Annotated in this window: 20 protein-coding genes, 1 tRNA gene, 1 pseudogene and 2 other annotated features (1 of these 24 running past the window's edge); of the genes and pseudogenes, 14 read left to right on the top strand and 8 right to left on the bottom strand. The window is 41.6% G+C overall.

Annotation, left to right across the window (positions count from 1 at the left end):
* Nucleotides 1-69, top strand: a binding site (T-box leader); it begins 157 nt to the left of the window's first position.
* 66 nt (nt 70-135) lie between these two features.
* From trpB (ADG81_RS08605) to trpA, 8 genes and pseudogenes are all read left to right on the top strand, one after another.
* Nucleotides 136-1,314: pseudogene (gene trpB / locus ADG81_RS08605) on the top strand (tryptophan synthase subunit beta).
* Nucleotides 1,311-1,536: a binding site (T-box leader), on the top strand. Its footprint overlaps the pseudogene before it by 4 nt.
* Nucleotides 1,537-1,889: 353 nt before the next feature.
* Complete coding sequence (gene trpE / locus ADG81_RS08615; protein WP_049551471.1) at nt 1,890-3,251, top strand: anthranilate synthase component I; 1,362 nt, start codon at nt 1,890-1,892, stop codon at nt 3,249-3,251.
* Nucleotides 3,248-3,814 (top strand): aminodeoxychorismate/anthranilate synthase component II, encoded by a 567-nt coding sequence (locus tag ADG81_RS08620; RefSeq protein ID WP_049551472.1) that lies wholly within the window; start codon nt 3,248-3,250, stop codon nt 3,812-3,814. Before trpE ends, ADG81_RS08620 begins: the two co-directional genes overlap by 4 nt.
* 10 nt (nt 3,815-3,824) lie before the next feature.
* Nucleotides 3,825-4,829, top strand: coding sequence for an anthranilate phosphoribosyltransferase (gene trpD / locus ADG81_RS08625; protein ID WP_049516387.1), 1,005 nt, complete (start codon nt 3,825-3,827; stop codon nt 4,827-4,829).
* On the top strand, nt 4,826-5,593 hold the full coding sequence (gene trpC, locus ADG81_RS08630; RefSeq protein ID WP_049551473.1) for an indole-3-glycerol phosphate synthase TrpC: 768 nt from the start codon (nt 4,826-4,828) through the stop codon (nt 5,591-5,593). The genes trpD and trpC overlap by 4 nt, the downstream gene beginning before the upstream one ends.
* Nucleotides 5,580-6,179 carry a phosphoribosylanthranilate isomerase gene (locus ADG81_RS08635; protein WP_049516383.1) on the top strand — a complete coding sequence of 200 codons (600 nt, stop codon included), beginning with the start codon at nt 5,580-5,582 and terminating at the stop codon, nt 6,177-6,179. The genes trpC and ADG81_RS08635 overlap by 14 nt, the downstream gene beginning before the upstream one ends.
* Entirely contained in the window at nt 6,157-7,380 is a 1,224-nt protein-coding gene (trpB, locus tag ADG81_RS08640) for a tryptophan synthase subunit beta (protein WP_049551474.1), read from the top strand. Before ADG81_RS08635 ends, trpB (ADG81_RS08640) begins: the two co-directional genes overlap by 23 nt.
* The gene (trpA, locus tag ADG81_RS08645; protein WP_001127017.1) at nt 7,373-8,149 is read left to right on the top strand and encodes a tryptophan synthase subunit alpha; all 777 of its coding nucleotides are present in this window, start codon (nt 7,373-7,375) and stop codon (nt 8,147-8,149) included. Before trpB (ADG81_RS08640) ends, trpA begins: the two co-directional genes overlap by 8 nt.
* Here trpA and ADG81_RS08650 read toward each other — a convergent pair.
* Nucleotides 8,121-8,780, bottom strand: a complete 660-nt coding sequence (locus tag ADG81_RS08650; protein ID WP_049551475.1) for a prepilin peptidase — start codon at nt 8,778-8,780, stop codon at nt 8,121-8,123. The genes trpA and ADG81_RS08650 overlap by 29 nt on opposite strands.
* A 69-nt stretch (nt 8,781-8,849) precedes the next feature.
* Between ADG81_RS08650 and ADG81_RS08655 the strand changes: the two genes are divergently transcribed.
* Entirely contained in the window at nt 8,850-9,305 is a 456-nt protein-coding gene (locus tag ADG81_RS08655) for a GNAT family N-acetyltransferase (RefSeq protein ID WP_049551476.1), read from the top strand.
* A gap of 155 nt (nt 9,306-9,460) precedes the next feature.
* Here the strand turns inward: ADG81_RS08655 and ADG81_RS08665 are convergent, their stop codons facing one another.
* From ADG81_RS08665 to ADG81_RS08680, 4 genes are all read right to left on the bottom strand, one after another.
* Nucleotides 9,461-10,339, bottom strand: coding sequence for an SDR family NAD(P)-dependent oxidoreductase (locus tag ADG81_RS08665; protein WP_033584329.1), 879 nt, complete (start codon nt 10,337-10,339; stop codon nt 9,461-9,463).
* A gap of 1 nt (nt 10,340) precedes the next feature.
* Nucleotides 10,341-11,177, bottom strand: coding sequence for an alpha/beta fold hydrolase (locus ADG81_RS08670; RefSeq protein WP_024056549.1), 837 nt, complete (start codon nt 11,175-11,177; stop codon nt 10,341-10,343).
* 13 nt (nt 11,178-11,190) lie between these two features.
* Nucleotides 11,191-12,195 (bottom strand): NADP-dependent oxidoreductase, encoded by a 1,005-nt coding sequence (locus tag ADG81_RS08675; RefSeq protein ID WP_024056548.1) that lies wholly within the window; start codon nt 12,193-12,195, stop codon nt 11,191-11,193.
* A gap of 90 nt (nt 12,196-12,285) precedes the next feature.
* Nucleotides 12,286-12,717, bottom strand: coding sequence for an Rrf2 family transcriptional regulator (locus ADG81_RS08680; protein ID WP_000379854.1), 432 nt, complete (start codon nt 12,715-12,717; stop codon nt 12,286-12,288).
* Nucleotides 12,718-13,520: 803 nt separating this feature from the next.
* Here ADG81_RS08680 and ADG81_RS08685 point away from each other — a divergent pair.
* Together ADG81_RS08685 and ADG81_RS08690 are read left to right on the top strand one after the other, a co-directional pair.
* Nucleotides 13,521-14,810 carry a membrane protein gene (locus tag ADG81_RS08685; protein WP_001062783.1) on the top strand — a complete coding sequence of 430 codons (1,290 nt, stop codon included), beginning with the start codon at nt 13,521-13,523 and terminating at the stop codon, nt 14,808-14,810.
* Nucleotides 14,811-14,819: 9 nt separating this feature from the next.
* Nucleotides 14,820-15,908, top strand: coding sequence for an AI-2E family transporter (locus tag ADG81_RS08690; RefSeq protein WP_049551477.1), 1,089 nt, complete (start codon nt 14,820-14,822; stop codon nt 15,906-15,908).
* A 271-nt stretch (nt 15,909-16,179) separates the two neighbouring features.
* On the opposite strand, the gene ADG81_RS08695 is transcribed toward ADG81_RS08690, so the two are convergent.
* The 3 genes from ADG81_RS08695 to ADG81_RS08705 form a co-directional block, all read right to left on the bottom strand.
* Nucleotides 16,180-16,695, bottom strand: coding sequence for a DUF308 domain-containing protein (locus ADG81_RS08695; RefSeq protein ID WP_020900386.1), 516 nt, complete (start codon nt 16,693-16,695; stop codon nt 16,180-16,182).
* A gap of 351 nt (nt 16,696-17,046) precedes the next feature.
* Nucleotides 17,047-17,119, bottom strand: a tRNA-Lys gene (locus ADG81_RS08700).
* A gap of 264 nt (nt 17,120-17,383) precedes the next feature.
* On the bottom strand, nt 17,384-18,655 hold the full coding sequence (locus tag ADG81_RS08705) for a replication-associated recombination protein A (protein WP_033684837.1): 1,272 nt from the start codon (nt 18,653-18,655) through the stop codon (nt 17,384-17,386).
* 115 nt (nt 18,656-18,770) lie between these two features.
* On the opposite strand from ADG81_RS08705, the gene ADG81_RS08710 reads away from it, so the two are divergent.
* Genes ADG81_RS08710 through ADG81_RS08720 form a run of 3 tightly spaced genes read left to right on the top strand, consistent with a single transcriptional unit; the run spans nt 18,771 to nt 20,757 of the window.
* Entirely contained in the window at nt 18,771-19,241 is a 471-nt protein-coding gene (locus ADG81_RS08710; protein ID WP_049551478.1) for a DUF3013 family protein, read from the top strand.
* A gap of 18 nt (nt 19,242-19,259) precedes the next feature.
* Entirely contained in the window at nt 19,260-20,327 is a 1,068-nt protein-coding gene (locus ADG81_RS08715) for a M50 family metallopeptidase (protein WP_049551479.1), read from the top strand.
* A gap of 1 nt (nt 20,328) precedes the next feature.
* Entirely contained in the window at nt 20,329-20,757 is a 429-nt protein-coding gene (locus ADG81_RS08720; protein ID WP_049551480.1) for an NUDIX hydrolase, read from the top strand.
* Nucleotides 20,758-20,813: the final 56 nt, after the last annotated feature.

A 20,813-nucleotide genomic window follows, 5' to 3' on the forward strand; every position in this document is an offset into this window, starting at 1 on the left:
AAGGCAGAGATGTAAAGGGGAATAGTCCCTTTATAATTGAGGTGGCACCGCGTTACCAACGCCCTCACGCAGAGTAATTTTCTGTGTGTGGGCTTTTTCATATCTTGAAATCAATACAGAAAGAGGAAAAATTTTATGACAACTAAAGGTTATTTTGGACAATTTGGTGGTAGTTTTGTACCAGAGCCTATTCAGGCTTTGTTGGATGAGTTGGAAGTGACATTTGACAAGTACAAGGATGATCCAGAGTTTTTGGCAGAATTTCGCCATTACTTAAAGGATTATTCAGGTCGCGAAACACCGCTCTATTTTGCGGAAAGTTTGACAGAGCACTTAGGTGGCGCTAAGATTTATCTCAAGCGTGAAGACCTTAACCACCTTGGTTCTCACAAGCTCAACAACGTTTTAGGACAAATTCTTTTGGCTAAACGCATGGGCAAAAAACGAGTAATTGCAGAAACAGGAGCTGGTCAGCACGGTGTTGCGACAGCAGCGGCTGCAGCTAAGTTTGGTATGGCCTGTGATGTCTACATGGGAGCAGAGGATGTGGAACGTCAACGTCTCAATGTTTTCCGTATGGAGATGATGGGAGCAACTGTTCACGCAGTTGAAACAGGGACTCGTACCCTCAAAGATGCTGTTGATGCAGCCTTTGGAGCATGGATGAATGACCTTGAAGCCTTTTATGTTCTGGGATCTGCTGTGGGACCTCACCCATATCCAACCATTGTTCATGAGTTCTAAAAGGTCATCAGTGAAGAATCTCGCCGTCAAATCTTAGAAAAAGAAGGTCGTTTACCAGACTACGTTATTGCCTGTGTAGGTGGTGGCTCTAATGCCATCGGTGCTTTTTCTCAGTATGTGGCTGATGAAGAAGTTAAATTGGTTGGGGTCGAAGCTGCTGGTCATGGACTTGACACAGACAAGCACGCAGCTACTATGACAAAAGGTAGTATCGGAATTGTCGATGGCATGAAGACTTATGCAGTCTTTAAGGAAGATGGAGAGCTAGCTCCAGTTTACTCTATCTCAGCTGGATTGGACTATCCAGGGGTTGGCCCAGAACATGCCTACTTTAAAGATTCAGGTCGCGTGGAATATGTTGCAGCGACGGATGAAGAAGCTGTTCAGGCTCTCCTCCTTCTCAGCAAGACTGAAGGAATTATCCCAGCGATTGAAAGTTCGCACGCTATCGCAGAAGCAGTTAAACGTGCACCGAAACTAAGTAAAGACGACATTATCATCATCAATGTCTCTGGTCGTGGAGACAAGGACGTAGCTGCAATTGCAGACTATCTAGAAGCTAAAAAATAAAAGATGGAAAAATTACAGTCTTTTCTCTCACAGAGAGCTTGTGGTTGCTGAAAACAAGCAGAGAAAGCTGTAAGGTTGGGTCCATCTGAAACGAGAGAAGAAAACATAATTCTCAAGGGAGTGCCCTTTATCGCACAGCCTGTTACAGAATCTTTCTAAGACAGGAATGAGAGATAGGAGAAATCCTATAATTGAGGTGGCACCGCGAATTTCGTCCTCACGCAAGTTATTTTGCGTGGGGATTTTTATATATTTATCGTAGATATGGCTATCAGTTTTAAATTATGCTTTATCACTAGATAAATTTCTATAAAATATTTGCGAACGAAGTGAGCATTAAACCGCTATTTCCCGCCATAGTGGTATTCTAGAGAAGCAAAGATGCTTCTCTAGAACGGAATTTTTGAGAGTAAAAAAGTTCGGGGAACTATTTTAGCCTGAGCCTAGAAATGAATGAGCGAGGGGCTCAAAAATTAGGGATGAAATTTCGGAGAAAGTTGCTCCCGTCCGCACTATTTAAGGGAAATAGAAAAAAGACAAAAAATTAAAAATAAGAAACTGAAAGGGAAAATACAATGGAACGAATCATTCATGGAGATGTCTTATCACCAATCTTGGCTTATATGCGCCTAAAGGGGCAACACAAGGTTATCTTAGAGAGTATTCCGAGAGACAAGGAAACAGCTCGTTTTTCTATCCTAGCCTATAATCCAGTTTTTGAGATTAAGTTTGAAAATGGGATCCTTTATCAAAATGGTCAAGTGATTGATCGGGATCCTTTGGATTTCCTTTATGAAGTGACTCATAAGAGCCAGCACCATTCAGATCTACCTTTTGGTGGGGGAGCTATTGGCTTTGTCGGTTACGATATGATTTCGCTCTATGAAGAAATTGGTCAAATTCCTGAGGATACCATTGGGACGCCAGACATGCATTTCTTTGTTTATGAGAGCTACATGGTATTTGACCACAAGAAGGAAAAAATTCATGTCATCGAGGATGCTCTTTACAGTGAGCGTAGTCAAGAAGACTTGGAAAAAGCCTTGAATCAAGTGCTGGAGGAATTACGCATCCCCGCTTCAAATGAATTTGAAGACTTGGATTTATCGCCGCTGGACTTCAAACCGCATATTGTTCCTCAGAAGTTTGAGGAAATGGTGGAAACAGCTCGCGACTTGATTCGTAATGGCGATATGTTCCAATGTGTACTCAGCCAGCGTTTTTCAGCAGAGGTTACTGGAAATCCATTTGACTTCTACAGAAATCTCCGCGTGACCAACCCATCCAATTACCTTTATTTCTATGATTTTGGGGATTATCAAATCATCGGTGCCAGTCCTGAAAGTTTGGTTTCTGTTAAAAATGGCGTTGTAACAACCAATCCGATTGCGGGTACACGACCAAGAGGAACAACGGATGAAGAAGACAAGGCCTTGGCAACTGACCTGCTTTCTGATGAGAAGGAAACAGCAGAACATCGGATGTTGGTAGACTTGGGGCGTAACGATATTGGTCGCATCTCCGAAACAGCCAGTGTCCAAGTCACCAAGTATATGGAAGTGGAGCTCTTCCGCTATGTTATGCATTTGACCAGCGTGGTGAAAGGGCGTTTGCTTCCAGAACTCACTGCCATGGATGCCTTGAAATCTACACTTCCAGCTGGAACAGTTTCAGGAGCACCAAAGATTCGGGCCATGAGACGCATCTATGAACTAGAAACGGAAAAACGAGGCGTATACGCAGGAGCAATCGGCTACTTGTCTGCGACGGGTGATATGGATTTCGCCATTGCCATCCGAACTATGATTCTCAAAAATCAAACAGCCTATGTGCAGGCTGGGGCAGGGATTGTCTATGACTCCATTGCCCAAAACGAATACCAAGAAACCATTAACAAGGCTAAATCTATGACTAGAATTGGAGAACTAAGACCATGATTTTATTGATTGATAACTATGATTCTTTTACCTATAACTTGGCGCAGTACATTGGAAATTTTGCAGAAGTGCAGGTCTTGAGAAATGATGATCCCAAGCTGTATGAAGAAGCTGAAAAAGCAGATGGTCTGGTCTTTTCTCCTGGTCCTGGTTGGCCAGTTGATGCTGGAAAGATGGAAGACATGATTCGTGATTTTGCTGGCAAGAAGCCGATTTTAGGGATTTGTTTGGGTCACCAAGCCATTGCAGAAGTCTTTGGTGGTAAGTTAGGTTTGGCTCCAAAAGTCATGCATGGGAAACAGAGCAATATCAGCTTTGAAGCGCCATCTGTTTTGTATCAAGGTATTGAGGACGGCCGTGCGGTCATGCGTTACCACAGTATTTTAATTGAAGAGATGCCAGAAGACTTCGAAGTGACAGCTCGTTCAACTGATGACCATGCCATTATGGGAATTCAACACAAAAATCTACCAATTTATGGCTTCCAGTACCATCCAGAGAGCATTGGAACGCCAGACGGCTTGTCTTCTATTCGGAATTTTATCGAGAAGGTTGTAAAGTGAGGAAACTAGGATGAAAGAGATTATTGAAAAACTAGCAAAATTTGAAAATTTATCAGGTGTGGAAATGACGGATGTCATTGAGCGTATCGTAACTGGGCGTGTAACGGAGGCGCAGATTGCTTCTCTCCTTTTGGCTCTTAAGATGAAGGGGGAAACACCTGAAGAACGCACAGCCATTGCCCAAGTCATGAGAGGGCATGCCCAACATATTCCAACTGAAATTCATGATGCCATGGACAACTGTGGTACAGGTGGAGACAAATCCTTCAGCTTTAACATTTCCACAACCTCAGCCTTTGTCTTGGCTGGTGGCGGTGTTCACATGGCCAAACACGGTAATCGCTCGATTTCTTCTAAATCTGGTTCTGCAGATGTCCTCGAAGCTTTGGGCATCAACCTAGACCTCAAACCAGCTGAACTAGGTAAGGTCTTTGATAAAACTGGCATCGTCTTTCTCTTTGCTAAAAATATGCACCCAGCTATGAAATATATCATGCCAGCTCGTTTGGAGTTGGGAATTCCAACGATTATGAACTTGACGGGTCCACTGATTCACCCAATGGCTTTGGAAACACAGCTTCTTGGAATTAGTCGTCCAGAACTTCTAGAAAGTACAGCTCAGGTTTTGAAAAATATGGGTCGCAAACGTGCCATTGTGGTTGCTGGGCCAGAAGGTTTGGATGAAGCCGGCTTGAACGGAACAACCAAGATTGCTCTTCTGGAAAATGGCGAAATCACCTTGTCAAGCTTCACTCCAGCGGATTTGGGAATGGAAGGCTATGCTATCGAAGACATTCGTGGAGGGAATGCTCAGGAAAATGCAGAAATTTTGCTTAGCGTTCTTAAAAATGAACCAAGTCCATTCTTGGAAACGACAGTCTTAAATGCTGGTCTTGGTTTCTATGCTAATGGTAAGGTTGATAGCATCAAGGATGGAGTTGCCTTGGCTCGTCAAGTCATTGCTAGTGGCAAGGCCCTTGAAAAACTCAGACTGTTACAGGAGTACCAAAAATGAGTCAGGAATTTTTAGCACGAATCTTGGAGCAGAAGGCGCGTGAGGTTGAGCAGATGGAGCTGGAGGAAATCCAGCCCCTGCGCCAGACCTATCGCTTGGCTGACTATCTAAAACAACACCAGGACCGCTTGCAGGTAATCGCTGAGGTCAAGAAGGCTAGCCCTAGTCTGGGAGATATCAATCTAGATGTGGATATTGTGCAACAGGCCCAGACTTATGAAGCGAATGGAGCAGTGATGATTTCTGTTCTGACAGATGAAGTTTTCTTTAAAGGACATTTGGATTATCTACGGGAGATTTCCAGTCAGGTACAGATTCCGACGCTTAACAAGGACTTTATTATCGATGAAAAGCAAATCATCCGCGCTCGCAATGCAGGTGCGACAGTTATCTTGCTCATTGTGGCCGCCTTGTCAGAAGAACGCCTTAAGGAACTTTATGACTATGCGACAGAGCTTGGTCTGGAAGTTTTAGTGGAAACCCACAATCTAGCTGAACTAGAGGTAGCACACCGCCTTGGAGCTCAAATTATCGGGGTTAATAACCGCAACTTGACCACCTTTGAAGTTGACTTGCAGACCAGTGTAGACTTGGCTAAACATTTCAAAGATGATTGCTTGTACATTTCTGAATCTGCTATTTTCACAGGGCAGGATGCGGAACGAGTAGCGCCATACTTTAACGGAATTTTGGTAGGGACAGCTCTTATGCAGGCAGAAGATGTGGCCCAGAGAATCAAGGAGTTGCAGATTGACAAAGGTTAAGATTTGTGGATTATCGACCAAAGAAGCGGTGGAGACAGCTGTTTCAGCAGGGGCGGACTACATCGGTTTTGTCTTTGCAGCTAGTAAAAGACAGGTGACCTTGGATCAGGCTGCTGAGCTGGCAAAGCTTATTCCTGCAGATGTCAAAAAGGTTGGTGTATTTGTTTCACCAAGTCGGGCAGAATTGCTAGAAGCGATTGAAAAAGTTGGCCTAGACTTGGTTCAAGTTCACGGTCAGGTGGCAGATGATTTATTTGAGAATTTGCCTTGTGCCAGTATTCAGGCTGTGCGGGTGGATGGAGAGGGTCATGTGCCCAATTCTCAGGCAGACTATCTACTCTTTGATGCTCCTGTGGCTGGGAGTGGCCAGACCTTTGACTGGGCTCAACTGGATACGATTGGACTAACTCAGCCTTTCTTTATCGCAGGTGGGCTTAAGGAAGACAATGTCGTAAAAGCAATTCAACACTTTACTCCCTATGCAGTCGATGTATCGAGCGGAGTGGAGACAGATGGACAAAAAGATCATGAAAAGATTAGAAGATTTATAGAGAGGGTAAAGAATGGCATATCAAGAACCAAATAAAGATGGATTTTACGGAAAATTCGGCGGACGTTTTGTCCCAGAAACATTGATGACAGCAGTTTTGGAGTTGGAGAAGGCCTACCGTGAAAGTCAGGCAGACCCAAGTTTCCAGGAGGAATTGACCCAGCTCTTACGTCAGTACGTAGGTCGTGAAACTCCCCTTTACTACGCAAAAAACTTGACCCAGCATATTGGCGGAGCCAAGATTTATCTCAAACGGGAAGACCTTAACCATACAGGGGCCCACAAGATTAACAATGCCTTGGGACAAGTTCTTCTGGCTAAACGCATGGGCAAAAAGAAAATTATCGCTGAAACAGGTGCTGGTCAGCACGGTGTGGCAACTGCAACAGCTGCGGCCCTCTTTAACATGGAATGTACCATCTATATGGGTGAGGAAGATGTCAAACGCCAAGCCCTTAATGTCTTTCGTATGGAGCTTTTGGGAGCTAAGGTTGAGGCCGTGACAGATGGTTCGCGCGTGCTCAAGGATGCGGTCAATGCAGCCCTCCGTTCATGGGTGGCAAATATCGACGATACCCACTATATCCTTGGTTCTGCCTTGGGGCCTCATCCTTTCCCAGAAATCGTTCGTGACTTCCAAAGTGTTATCGGACGCGAAGCCAAACAACAGTACCGTGAATTGACTGGGAAAGACTTGCCAGATGCTCTAGTAGCCTGTGTTGGTGGTGGTTCTAATGCTATCGGTCTCTTCCATCCCTTTGTAGAAGATGAGTCTGTAGCCATGTATGGGGCTGAAGCAGCAGGACTTGGTGTGGATACAGAGCACCACGCAGCTACCTTGACCAAGGGCCGTCCAGGTGTTCTTCACGGTTCCCTCATGGATGTGCTCCAAGATGCCCATGGTCAAATTCTTGAAGCCTTCTCTATCTCAGCAGGTTTGGACTATCCTGGTATCGGTCCAGAACATTCACACTACCACGATATTAAACGTGCCAGCTATGTTCCTGTGACAGACGAAGAAGCCTTGGAAGGATTCCAACTCTTGTCTCGTGTGGAAGGAATTATCCCAGCCTTGGAATCTAGCCATGCCATTGCCTTTGCAGTGAAATTAGCCAAAGACCTCGGACCAGACAAGTCTATGATTGTCTGCCTATCTGGACGAGGGGACAAGGATGTGGTTCAAGTCAAAGACCGCTTGGAAGCAGATGCAGCAAAGAAGGGAGAAGCCCATGCCTAAGACACTAACAGAAAAATTGAATGCTATCAAAGCAGCTGGAAAAGGAATTTTCGTTCCCTATATCATGGCTGGAGACCACGAGAAAGGTTTGGATGGTCTCGGTGAAACAATCCACTTTTTAGAAGATTTGGGTGTTTCAGCCATTGAAGTGGGTATTCCCTTTTCAGACCCTGTTGCAGATGGCCCTGTTATCGAAGAAGCAGGTTTGCGCAGTCTAGCTCATGGGACTTCTACCCAGGCTTTGGTTGAAACCTTGAAAACCATTCAGACTGAGGTGCCACTGGTCATCATGACCTACTTCAACCCCCTCTTTCAGTATGGTGTTGAGAACTTTGTCAAAGATTTGGCAGATACAGCCGTTAAGGGTTTGATTATCCCAGACCTGCCTCATGAGCATGCCAACTTTGTAGAGCCATTTTTAGCAGATACAGACATGGCCTTGATTCCCCTAGTTAGCTTGACCACAGGCCTTGAACGACAAAAAGAATTGATCAAGGGAGCAGAAGGCTTCGTCTATGCTGTTGCCATCAATGGGGTGACAGGGAAGTCAGGAAATTACCGTGCAGACTTGGACAAGCACCTGGCGCAATTGCATCAAGTAGCTGACATCCCAGTCTTGACAGGATTTGGTGTGTCTAGTCAAGAAGACGTAGAACGCTTCAATGCGGTGTCAGATGGTGTTATCGTCGGTTCGAAAATTGTAAAAGCTCTCCACCAAGGAGAGCCAATTGAGGACTTTATCAAACAAGCAGTAGCTTACCAAAAATAATCACGCAAGCAGCAAGTAAGAGGAAAGGCACAAAAGGAAGTCTTTCCTTTTTCTTTTGCGAAAGAAAGGCTAAAATCCCTGCCGCAGAAGCAAACTGGATCAAGATGAGTAATTCTGTCGCGCTAAAGATGAGAGAACAAGAAGCTAGAAAGAGGAAATCTCCTGCGCCTATTCGGATATCGATAAAATGAGCCATGATTCCGAGGGCAAGGAAGAAGACCATAATCGGATTCCAACCACAGAAAGACATGAGGATTAGGTGGAAAGTCAGCCAGACCAGTAGGGGATATTCCTGATGGAGAAGGTCGTAGATGCCTAAGGTCAAGCCAGCAGTGATTAGGATGACTTGACCAAAGGAAAGCCAGCCCCATGACCAAGCCAGAAAGAGGACACCCAAGCCCAATTCAAAGAGGGCATACCAGAAAGGATAGTGTGCCTTGCAGTAGCGACAGCGAAAGCGATTGAAGAGCTGAGAGAGGATCGGAATCAAATCTAAGGGACGCAAGCGAGTCTGACAGGAATCGCAGTGACTAGCAGGTTGGATAATGGATTGCTCAGGAAAACGGTCGATGAGCAAACCAAGAAAGGAAGCGAGAATGCTCCCGACAAGAAAAAAATAAATATCAATCATACTTATCTATTCGTAAAAAATAGTAGAAGTAGTATAATAAAGAAACATAGACAAGATAGTGAGGTCAAGATGACAATTCGTTTTGAAGAAAAGATGAGCACAGAAAACGCTCAGCTCGTATGCCAATGGTCCAACTCCCTTGGAAAATCCTTTCAAGAACAATGGATGGGACCAATGATTCCTTTCCCCTTGACAATTCAAGTCTTTCAAGACTTGGAAGGAATCTTTTCAATCTTTGAAGGACAAGAGTTTGTGGGGCTTATCCAGAAAATCAGGCAAGAAGACAGCAATCTTCATATTGGAAGATTTTTTATCAATCCTCAGAAACAGGGGCAAGGCTTAGGTAGCCAGGCTTTAAGGAAATTTGTTAGTTTAGCATTTGAAAATAGAGATATAGACAGTATCTCTCTAAATGTCTTCGAGGCAAATCAAGTAGCCAAGCACCTCTATCAAAAAGAAGGATTTGAAATCGTTCAAATGGTTGAAACACCTATACGAAAATACATCATGAAAAAGGGGAGATAGAAGCAAAAAAGTGGCTAGGAAAAGTCTTTGAAATCTGAAAAACGCACAGTATCCAGTTTGAACAACCTTGATATTATGCGTTTTATTGTGGGAAGATTTACTTCGTTTTCTCCTGAAATTGAGTTCCTGTCCAGTCTTCCTCTTGTATTAAATTTTTAATCAAACTCAACATATTTCTGTTTAAATAACTTAATTTTATCATTACAGTAATTGGTTAAATCTTGAGCTTTTTCAAGTGTATACCCTTTTTCAGAAACTGTTTTGACAGTTTTATCATCAAAATAGTAGCCAGTCAAACCAATGATTTCTTCTGATAATGTAAGATAGTAGCCTGTTTCAATTCCCTCGTCTAGATTTTTGGAAAATGACTTCATCAAGCGTCCGAAGAGAGACTTTTTCGTCTTTTCATCACTGGAATAATTCCCTAAGTTTGTTGAAATTAAGCCAGGATGGTAAGAATTGATGGTGATATTTGAACCTCTTAAAAAGAAATCCCTTGCTAGATAGCGTGTCATCCAAATAGTGTAAAGTTTGGAATTATTGTAGGCCAAACCAGGATTGTAGTTCGTCTCAAATCCAAAGTCTAAATCCTTAACCTTAGCAAAATGATGCATATAGGAAGAAGTATTAATGACACGGCCGTCAGACGCTTTTTCTAACAAGGGACCTAGCTTAGTTGTTAAAATATAGGGAACCAGAACAGATAACATAAAGGTCAACTCGACATTTTCAGCACTCGCTTTTCGTTCTTTTCCAGCATAAAGGCCTGCATTGTTAAACAAGACATCAATACTTTGAAATTCTCTCTTGATTTCCTCTACAAATCGATAAACATCATCTAATTTTGAAAAATCTGCAAGGTAGCTAGAAACTCTGCCTCTCAAGGAAACGGTCCTAACCTCTTGAAGCGCCAGCTCAAGTTTTTGAGGATTTCGACCATGGAGGATGACATGATGCCCTTCACTAGCCAATTTCTTTGCCAAATGTTTACCGATACCGTCAGTAGCACCTGTAATCAGAATAGTTTTGACCATCTTAGTCCTCCAAGAAAGCAATGACTTTTTTTGAAAACTCCTCTGCATATTGGAAGATCGAACCGTGACCAGCATTTGGATAGATGATCAGCTTACTATTTTCGATTTTTGCATGCATATCGTAAGAATTTTCCGTTGGAACCTGCATATCCTTGTCCCCGTTGACGATTAAGGTTGGTTGGATGATAAATTTTAGGTCGTCTTGCGAATCTTTCCCCCAACGTTTAATAGCTTTGAGTTGAGTTAGGAATCCTGATAGGTTCATATCTTTATCCGCAAATTCCTTTGTTCTCATACCCATTCGTCCTAGGACTTTCAAGGCTTCAATTTTCCCTTGATCATCATGATTATAGAAGATATAGCGTTTAGGATCGATGCGCTCGAGTCCAGCTTTAAACATATAACTAAAGGTTTTCCCTGTGACCTTATCGACCTCTTTTCCACCTCGAGGTCCTGTTCCAGCCAAAATCAAACGGTTCACTAGAGTAGGCTTGATTCGGATGATTTCTTGGGCAATCATACCTCCCATAGAAAGGCCAAGAAGATTGATTTTATCGTAACCAAGCGCTTTTACAAAGTCAATTGTCTGCTCAGCCATTCCAGGAATAGTCGGAGCAACTTTGCCCTGACTGGCTCCTACTCCAGGAAGATCGACTACAATGACATGGTGCTTTTCAGCAATCAAGTCTAAGAGTTTAGGATCCCAGTTATCGAGAGTTGCTGCCAAATGGACCAGCATCAGAAGAGGTAGTTTTGATTTGCCTTTACTAAGTTCGCGATAAGCGATTTTGTTCCCGTCGACCGTGATGTATTGATTTTTAGTTGTAAGATATGACATTGTGTTTTCCTTTTTATTTCTTAAAGCTGAGGACTGTTTTTCCACGTGAGCGACCATTAGCGACCTTGTCTAATGCGCTATTTACCTCTTCAAATGGATAAACTGTATCGATAGAGGGTTTGATTTCTAATTTACTAAAGAGGTCAGCTACCTCTTGTAATTGAGCGCCATTGCTTTCTACAAAGATAAAATGATAGTGGACGCCATATTTTTCCGCCATCTTATCAAATTTGCGACCTGCTAAGCCAAGAATCATCTGTTTCCATTTTGGTAGATTCATGCGTTTGGCAAAGGCACCGTTTGGCATGGCACGAAGGGAAACAAGATGACCACCTTTTTTCATGATAGACATTTGTTTTTCAGTTTCAGCCCCACCAAGTGTATCGAGGACATAATCAACCTGGCTAACAGTTTTTGTATAATCCTCTGTTTTGTAATCGATAAATCTATCTGCTCCTAGTTTCAGAACACGCTCAGCACTATCTCCAGCTCCATTGGTGATGACCTTCAAACCTTTGGCCTTGGCAATTGGAATGGCCATTCCACCGACACCACCAGTCCCACCAGAAATAAAGATCGTTTTCCCAGCTTGAGCGCCCATGAGTTCAAGAGCCTGTATAATGGTCAAGGCAGTAAGAGGAACAGAAGCAGCCTCCTCGTCTGATAGATAGTCTGGAACCTTGGCTAAGGCTTGGCTATCGACAGCTACGTATTCTGCAAAGGCGCCGATATGATCAAGTGGCAGACGGCCAAAGACACGGTCTCCTATCTGAAAGTTGTCAACTTGCTTGCCAATGCTTTCAACGATCCCACCGACCTCGTTACCTGCAGTTTGAGGAAGTTTGTAAGGAACAATCATCTTGACCTCACCACGAGAGATCATGTTATCGAGAGGATTAACACCGGCTGCGGTGACTTTCACCAATACTTGTTTGTCTGTAATACTTGGTTTAGCGATTTCTGTGATGTTCAGTGTGATATTGTTTTTGTTATAAGTAGTGTGTTGTGCGGCTTTCATGTGATTTCTCTTTTCTTTTTCTATATGATTTTATACCTGTATCTGATACAAGTATATGTTATTTCCAGTAAAAACTGACTTGTTATCAAATCAGTTTCGGACTTGTTTAGCTTGTTTATATAGATTGTCAATGACATCTTCTAAAGTTTGATTTGCTAATTCCTTCTCTAATTGAGATTCGGCACTAGCGAAAAGCGGTGAAACTGCTCCTTGGATATGTTTTCCAACAGGGCAATCAGGATTGCTATTTTGATGAACAGGGAATAAACTAATGTGATTGATTTCTTGAGTAGCATAGTAGATCTCTAGTAAAGTCATTTTCTTTGGAGACTTACTGAGTTGATAACCTGTTTTTCCTTGCTGGGAATGAATCAAATCTGCATTTTTCAATAAGGCAATCACTTTTCGAATGTAACTAGCGTTAGTCCCAACACTAATAGCTAGTGCTTGAGAACTTAAGGTTTCCTTGCTTTCACTAATCATTGTTAAGATATGCAAAGCAACTGAGAATTTTGTATCCATATGAATCCCTCTCTTAATAAACTTGTATCAGATACAAGAACAAGTATAACATAAATTAAAAGAAAAGCAAGTCTTTTGTTTTAAATTTTAAAAAATTTTGAGTGCAATCAGATTAGAGCTGTCTGGGAAGGGTGTTCATAAAATTATACCGTTGATATCCATTAGTTGACCAAAAGTAGAACAGATACACAAAAAAGCCTTGTAAATCAAGGCTTTTTCCTGTTGTATTTAGATGCCCCCTACAGGGATTTGGAAAGGACTTTCATATTGAGAGCAATTAAAAATATTGAAATATAAGTGATTTTAGGTATTTTCAATGTCATGATTTAAAAATGGGACAAAAGTGGGGCAAAAACCATACAGATTCTAAACTGTATGGTTCTTTTTTTATCTAACCAAGAAAGGTTAAAACTTATTAAAACAAATGCAATCAACTGTTGAAAACTTTTTAGTCCGTGTAATATAAAAACAAGTAAAAAGTTGAACTATAGGGAATATTGTGTCATAATAGGTAATAGATGAATAATTAATAGATTGGAAATAATGCTTTCTTACCTTAACAAGTTGAATTGGTTATACATTTTTTCGTCGCAATTGTGTCTATCTCTCGAGTTTAGCTAGTTTTTATAAGCTCTGGCTTCTAATCAATATAACAAATTTTAGAAGTGCATAAGACAAGATGGTGACATTACTACAGTCATTTCTAGTCACCATATGTTGCTGGCACAGGCTGTTTGTAGTGTTGGCTATTTACTAGTCAGTTTAATCGGAGTGTTTAATTTTTATTGTTGAAAGGTTTTTATATGGCGAAAATTCTATCTTTAGGTCTGACAGGTAAGAAATTACTTGCTCAGGGGTTCTTGTTTGTTCTGCTAGGTCTCATCTTGATGGTCACGGGGACTTGGTTGCCAGTAAAGGTTATTCGACTGGTTCTGTTTTTAGCTTGGATAGCAACGGTCTTAGATTTAGTATTACGTATTTTCAAAAAAAGTCAGTCAACGGACACCTTGGGAGTTGCACTGGTTAAATTGTTAGTGCTGGGATATTTGCTTGGCTCCAATCTTGCGACGGATGTGCCGATTTATATTTTGGCTCTTGTGATTGGAGTTTATCAGATTTTTCATGCTAGTATTAACCTTGTCACCTATGTTCTCTACCGCAAAAACAAAATTCGACCTCGTTTTCGTCTCTTACTAGATGGACTCGTACTAGTTTTTCTTGGTGGGACTAGTCTTTTGTCCTCTACAGGAAATTCTGTCTTTCAACTCTTTGTATTAGGGGCTTATTTTTTCCTTTATGGTGTGTCCAATATCCGTGATGGTTTCTTGTTTGAGGAGGAAATTGGGAAAAACCATCTCAAACGTCGCATTAGAATTAGCTTACCTATTGTCCTAGCCGCTCTCATCCCTGCAAGAACTTTAGCAAAAATCAACAAATTCATGCAGGAAAATGCTGATGAGAGAGAGGATATCCATCTTGGAATGGTGAAGTCTGGTAAGACAGCGGAGCTTGAAATTTTTGTTCATACAGCTGAGACCTCTCTGTTTTCGGCAATTGGTCATGTGGATATCTGCTATCAAGGCCGTGTTATTTCTTATGGCAACTATGATCCGTCTTCTGAGACCTTATTTGGCATGGTAGGAGATGGTGTCTTATATTTCTGTGATCGTGACAAGTACATTGACCTATGTAAACGTGAGAGTCAAAAAACGCTTTTTGGTTATGGGATAGATTTGACGCCTGAAATGGAAAAAGCAGTTCAGAAAAAGTTGGCTGAATTGAAACAACTGACGATTCCATGGGAGCCAAGTGCAGATAAAATCATGACAGGTGATGGTAAGGAAGACTACACCTACGCTTATAAAATCAGACATGAGACAGATGGGGAACTTTATAAATTTATCAAATCTAAGTTTAAATCCTACTTTGTCTTATCTACAAACTGTGTGCTCTTGGCTGATACCATAGTCGGTCAGGCTGGCACCGATATCCTCTCACCCAAAGGATTTATCGCTCCAGGAACTTACCAAGCCTACCTTAATCGAGAGTTTGAAAAACCAAATAGTATAGTCGTATCTAAACATGTTTATTAAGGAGAATTTATGAACTTAGTAAAAAAATACACCCCGTTAATACTTTTTATAGGGCTGGTTGCTCTTGTAATTCTGAATGCATCGAGCTTTATATCAGGAGCAATCTCTCTCTTTGATGTAATATCAACCTTGATTTATGGTGCTGTTATTGCTTTTGTGCTTAATGTTCCTATGAAAAAAATTGAACAGTACTTAGTTAAATTGAAGGTAAAGGCAGAGTTGCGTCGTCCGATTGCCATGGTACTTGTTTTCCTAGCTCTTATCTTAATCGTGATTGCTCTTTTGGTTTTGGTGCTGCCAACCCTAGCCCAGACTATTAGTCAGCTGGGAACAGTCCTTTCAACAGTCCTTACTCAACTTGGGAAATTGCTAGGCAGCTCGGAATTTGTAACCAAAGACATGTTGTCAACTATCGTATCAGGCATACAGGGACAATCTAGTTCTATTAGCCAAGCTTTGATAGGTTTTTTATCAGGTCTGACTAGTAATATCGGCAATATTTTTTCAAGTTTGATGAATGCCTTTTTGATTATAGTCTTCACCTTTTTATTTTTATCCAGTAAGGAACATTTGGCAGCGATGACGAGTCGACTTCTAAAAGTTTTTCTTCCAGAGAAGGTGGTGATAAAGTTGACTTACATTGGACAAGTAGCACTAGAGACTTATGACCAATTTTTGATGAGTCAGCTGATTGAAGCAGTTATCATAGGAGTTATGATAGCGGTTGGTTACAGCGTGTTTGGGATACCCTATGGAGTAATGACAGGTATCTTTGCAGGAGTGCTATCGTTCATTCCTTATGTAGGGCCTATGATTGCTTGTGTTGTGGGAGCGATTTTTATCTTCACAGTGAGTCCTACTCAAGCCTTACTTTCTCTTCTTCTATATCAAGTTATACAGCTGATTGAAGGAAACCTTATTTATCCTAGAGTTGTAGGTCAATCTATTGGTTTGCCAGCTATTTTCACGCTTGCGGCTGCTAGTATTGGAGGCAATCTCTTTGGCTTACTTGGGATGATATTCTTTACACCGATATTTGCTGTTATCTATCGATTGGTTAAGGAATTTGTCGTTGCAAAGGAAAATCAGGTAGATTAAGAAAAACTAAATTTAATAAGATATACTGAGAAGAGAGTGAGAGATTCTCTTCTCTTTTATTTTTAAATACTTTGCTACAAAAAGCTATTGGACGTCAAAAAAAGCCTTGCAACCAAGGATTTTTCCTGTTGATTTAGATGCCCCTACAAGGCTCGAACCTGCGCCCCATAGCTTAAGAGTCTACTGCTCTACCGACTGATCTAAGAAGGCAAATAAAAAGCTGAGAATGTAACTTCCCAGCTTTTTTAATATGCCCAAAATGGCAGCTAGATTATTTACGAAAGGCATCAAGGATATAGGTGAAACCAACAATTAAAAATGCAAAGGCAACGACATAAACGACAAAGACACTTGTAGCTACTGGATTGAACAAAATCACTAGACCTAGTAAAAATGCAAGCAACGCTATCCACATGATATGGTTGCCAATAATAGGGAAAATCAATCCCAGACGATTGCCTTTAAAGAAAGCTATAATGGCTTCTACAATTAACCAAATTCCTAAAATAGTTGGAATGACAACTGGTAGCGTCACAAAGCCATAGGCAACGAGGTAAAGAGCCAAGAGAAGATTAACAATCCCTTGGAAAAGATGAGCTGGTGAGCGAAGCACTTTTGGTACAGAGAAATAGCCTAAAATAGCTGCTATAGAAGCAACCAGTAAACCAAATGCAATCCACCAGCTGTAAGCAACAAGATTAGCTACTGGGTCTGTAAATAGAAAGAGTGCTAAAAGGACAAAAACAACTCCTGCAAGGAATAGCAGTAAACGATTAGAAAATTTCATTTCAATACCCCCTATATAGTATAGTATAGTTTGATAATAAAAATATTATACACCTTTTTAGAGGAAATATCAATAAACAAAATGGAAAATTTGGAAGTTTCAGTCTGATTTATGAAAAGAAAATCAGTTTTTATTATTTTGAAAATAAAAAGAGAAGATAAAATTTGTCTTCTCTACATGAAAATATTGTATGGCATCAAAGCAAAAGTAACTGGCTTTACACTATTTGTTAAGATGTAATTTGATTCAAAAAGAAAAGATAGATTTAAAAGTGGGGCAAATGATGAGGCAAATCAGTTATAGATAAGCAAAAAAGCCTTGGTTATCAAGGCTTTTCCTGTTGTATTTAGATGCCCCCTACAGGGATCGAACCTGTGACCCACGGATTAAGAGTCCGCTGCTCTGCCAGCTGAGCTAAGGAGGCAAAGAAAAAAGCTGTATTGGTGCCGAAACTTCACGGTTTGTATTGAACCCGCGCAATTAAGCAGGTGGGCAACTCGCTCTAACTGAAGCTGTTTCCGTGTGAGACGGCCTACATGCTGTTAGAAGACTTTTGTTTCCCTAATAATACAAAAAATAGTCGGTCAACACTTAAGTGTGAAGTCGTACACCACAGCGTTTCTATGTTTATATAATACCACTTTTTCAAAAAAAATCAAGAGGAAAGTGCAATTTTTTGAAAAGGATTTCAGATTTTTCGCAAACGGTCGATAGCTTCCTTTCTTTGAGCCAAAGCCCGTTCATATTTACCAGTATCTTCTGCTTGGAAATAGTGATGATTGCGGATTTTTTCTGGTAGATAGTCTTGCTTGACCCAATTTCCAGGATAGTTGTGTGGATAGAGATAGTCTTGGGCATTCCCCAGTTCCTTGCTTCCACTGTAGTGCCCATCACGCAGGTGTCGCGGAATAGGCAAGTGCCCTGATGTTTTGAGGTCGGCAAGCGCCTTATCCATAGCTACATAGGCTGAGTTGGATTTTGGAGAAAGGGCCAAATCAATCACGACATTGGCAATGAGAATGCGGGCTTCTGGGAAACCAATCCTTTGTGCAGCATCCAGAGCAGTCACAGTGTGAATCTGGGCTTCAGGATTGGCCAAACCGATATCTTCATAAGCGATAACAGTCAAACGACGAGCGAGACTTGGCAAATCACCAGCCTCAATCAAGCGGGCAGCATAGTGAAGACTAGCATCCACATCTGAGCCACGGATAGACTTTTGCAGGGCTGAGAGAACATCATAGTGGCCATCTCCGTCCTTATCCATGGTAATGTAGCTCCGCTGCAGGCTATTTTCCATGATGTCTAGGGTGATATGGCGAATGCCCTTGTCATTCTCAGGGGTAGAAAGAACTGCCAAATCCAGTGAGTTGAAGGCAGAGCGAAGGTCTCCGTTTGTAGAGGTAGCAATGAAATCCAGCGCATCCTCATCTAGTTCTACTGGAAAATCAAAACCACGCTCAGGGTTACTTAGAGCTATCTGCAGGGCCTCTTTGACGTCTTGGTTAGACAGAGGTTCCAACTCAAAAATTTGAACACGGCTACGAATGGCAGGAGTGACAGAAAAGAAAGGATTTTCAGTCGTAGCGCCAATCATGATGACCAGTCCACTTTCCAAGAGTGGAAGAAGAAAGTCTTGCTTGGTCTTGTCAAGACGATGGATTTCGTCTAGTAATAGGACGAGGCCACCAGAAAATTTCGCCTCTTCGGCGATTTCTTGCAGTCGTTTTTTACTATCAACTGTCGCATTGAAAGTTCGAAAGGCATACTTAGTAGTCCCAGCGATGGCTGAAGCAATACTGGTCTTGCCGATTCCAGGAGGTCCATATAGAATCATGGAGGACAGGCGGTTGGCTTCCACCATGCGACGGATGATTTTTCCTTGTCCGACCAGATGTTCCTGACCGATGACCTGATCGATGGTTTTAGGGCGCATGCGAAGTGCGAGATTGTCTGGCATAGCAGTCCTTTCTAACGTGGATTTTCTGATGTATATGTGGTAAGATGGTAGTATCTATTTTAGCACATTTCCGAGCAATCGGGGCGATTTAAGAGTCGCATAGAAAGAGGACAAAATGGCAACATATGGATTTTTAGATGTTTTAGAGGAAGAGTTGGAGAAGAATTTTCCCTTTGACTTTGAGATTAGTTGGGACAAGCGCAACCACGCGGTAGAAGTGAGTTTTCTATTGGAAGCGCAAAACGCTACAGGTGTGGAGATGGTGGATGAGGACGGAGAGGTTTCGTCAGATGACATTCTCTTTGAAGAAGCAGTTCTTTTCTACAATCCTGCTAAATCAACAGTCAATGCAGAAGACTATTTGACGGTTATCCCTTACCTGCCTAAAAAAGGTTTTTCTCGTGAATTTTTAGCTTATTTTGCGCTATTCCTTAAAGATACTGCCGAGGTTGGGCTGGATGCCCTCATGGACTTTTTGGAAGACCCAGAAGCAGAAGAATTTGTCATGGAATGGAACCAAGAAGTCTTTGAAGAAGGAAAAGTTGGATTGGAAGAAGGAGAATTTTATCCTTATCCGAGATACTAGGAGTTGGATGGAGATTTTATGAAGAAAATTGGGATTTATTTGGTTTATGTGCTAGCTGTTGTCTTTATTATGCTGGCTTGTGCTTGTGGAACAATCGCATTTGCAGAGCTGGGATATTCCGCAGTTTTAGTCTTTACTTTTGGTTATGCCTTCGCTCTTCTAAGTATATATTTAATCTTTATTCTTCATGAGCTGGGACATGCTTTTTGTGGCTACTTGACAGGCTATCGGCTGGTGGCTTTTGGGTTAGGACATTTTATTTTGACCAAAAAGTCAGGCAGGTTTCATCTTAGTAGAACAGCCATTCTGAAAAATGTTGGTGCTCAATACATTGGTTTAAAAGAGGATGAAAGCGATCAAAGAATCATCCTGATGCTTTCAGGAGGCTTGATGGTTCATCTCAGCTTGATATTATTGGCGATAGTGTTTGGATTTTTGACAAGAAGCTGGTATTTTGCAGGGACTTGGATTTTTCTTAATTTGTCTTTCTTCCTAAATAACATTTTGCCAGTCGGCATCACCGATGGCGCAAAAATTTGGGAATTGCTACAACACCCTGAAAATACGAAATACGCCTACCTGATGTTGAGGCATTCTGCCCAGACCTTGCTAGCTCCTCAAGAATATGATTTAAAAGACTTTATCATGCCTGTTGATGAGGAGGCGAGAGGGAGTTTTGCAGAAAGTGTTCAGACTCTTCAGGGGTTGGTATTCATATTGGACGATAATATAGAGCTTGCAAAGCAACAGTTTCAGTCTATGTTAGAGAAAACAGATAATCCAATGTCTAAAACTAGTTCTCAATTATACCTTCTTCAAATTGCTCTGATGGAAGGAGATAATAAGAAAGCGGAAGAATATGCAAGTATTCGAGGAGTCAAATCTTTTTTATCTCTAAAAACAGCAGATATGCAGGTCATTCAAGCTTGGTATCAATTTAAGGTAAAGAAAGATGTAGTTCAAACTCACAAGGCTATGAAGATTGCTAGACAGAAAATGAATAGCAGTCGGATGTTACGGGATGAGAAAATCTATTACCAAAACTGGTTAGCCGAGCTGGAAAAGGAATTAACCGAAGGAGTCTAATATGGAAATAGAAATTTCTGATTTCACAGGCTGTAAGATTGCTTTATTTTGTGGGGATAAGCTATTGACTATCTTACGCGATGATAAGGCGAGCATTCCCTGGCCCAATATGTGGGAACTGCCAGGTGGTGGACGTGAAGGTGATGAAAGTCCTTTTGAGTGCGTGGAGCGTGAAGTTTTTGAGGAACTGGGAATTCATTTGACTGAGGATTGTCTGCTTTGGAGTAAGGTTTATCCAAGTATGCTTTTTGCGGATAAACAATCTGTATTTCTAGTCGGTCAGTTGACACAGAACCAGTTTGACAGTATCGTATTTGGAGATGAAGGTCAGGGCTATCAGTTAATGAATGTCGAGGAATTTCTCACTTCCAGTCAAGTTGTACCTCAGTTACAAGAGAAATTAAAAGATTATTTAAAAGTAAGTGATTAGAAAGGATGGTTCAGTTAAATTTCTAAACTGAACCCGCCCTAAACACTGTGCCAAAA

The organism is Streptococcus pseudopneumoniae, assembly GCF_001070815.1.
Lineage (GTDB): Bacteria > Bacillota > Bacilli > Lactobacillales > Streptococcaceae > Streptococcus > Streptococcus pseudopneumoniae_P.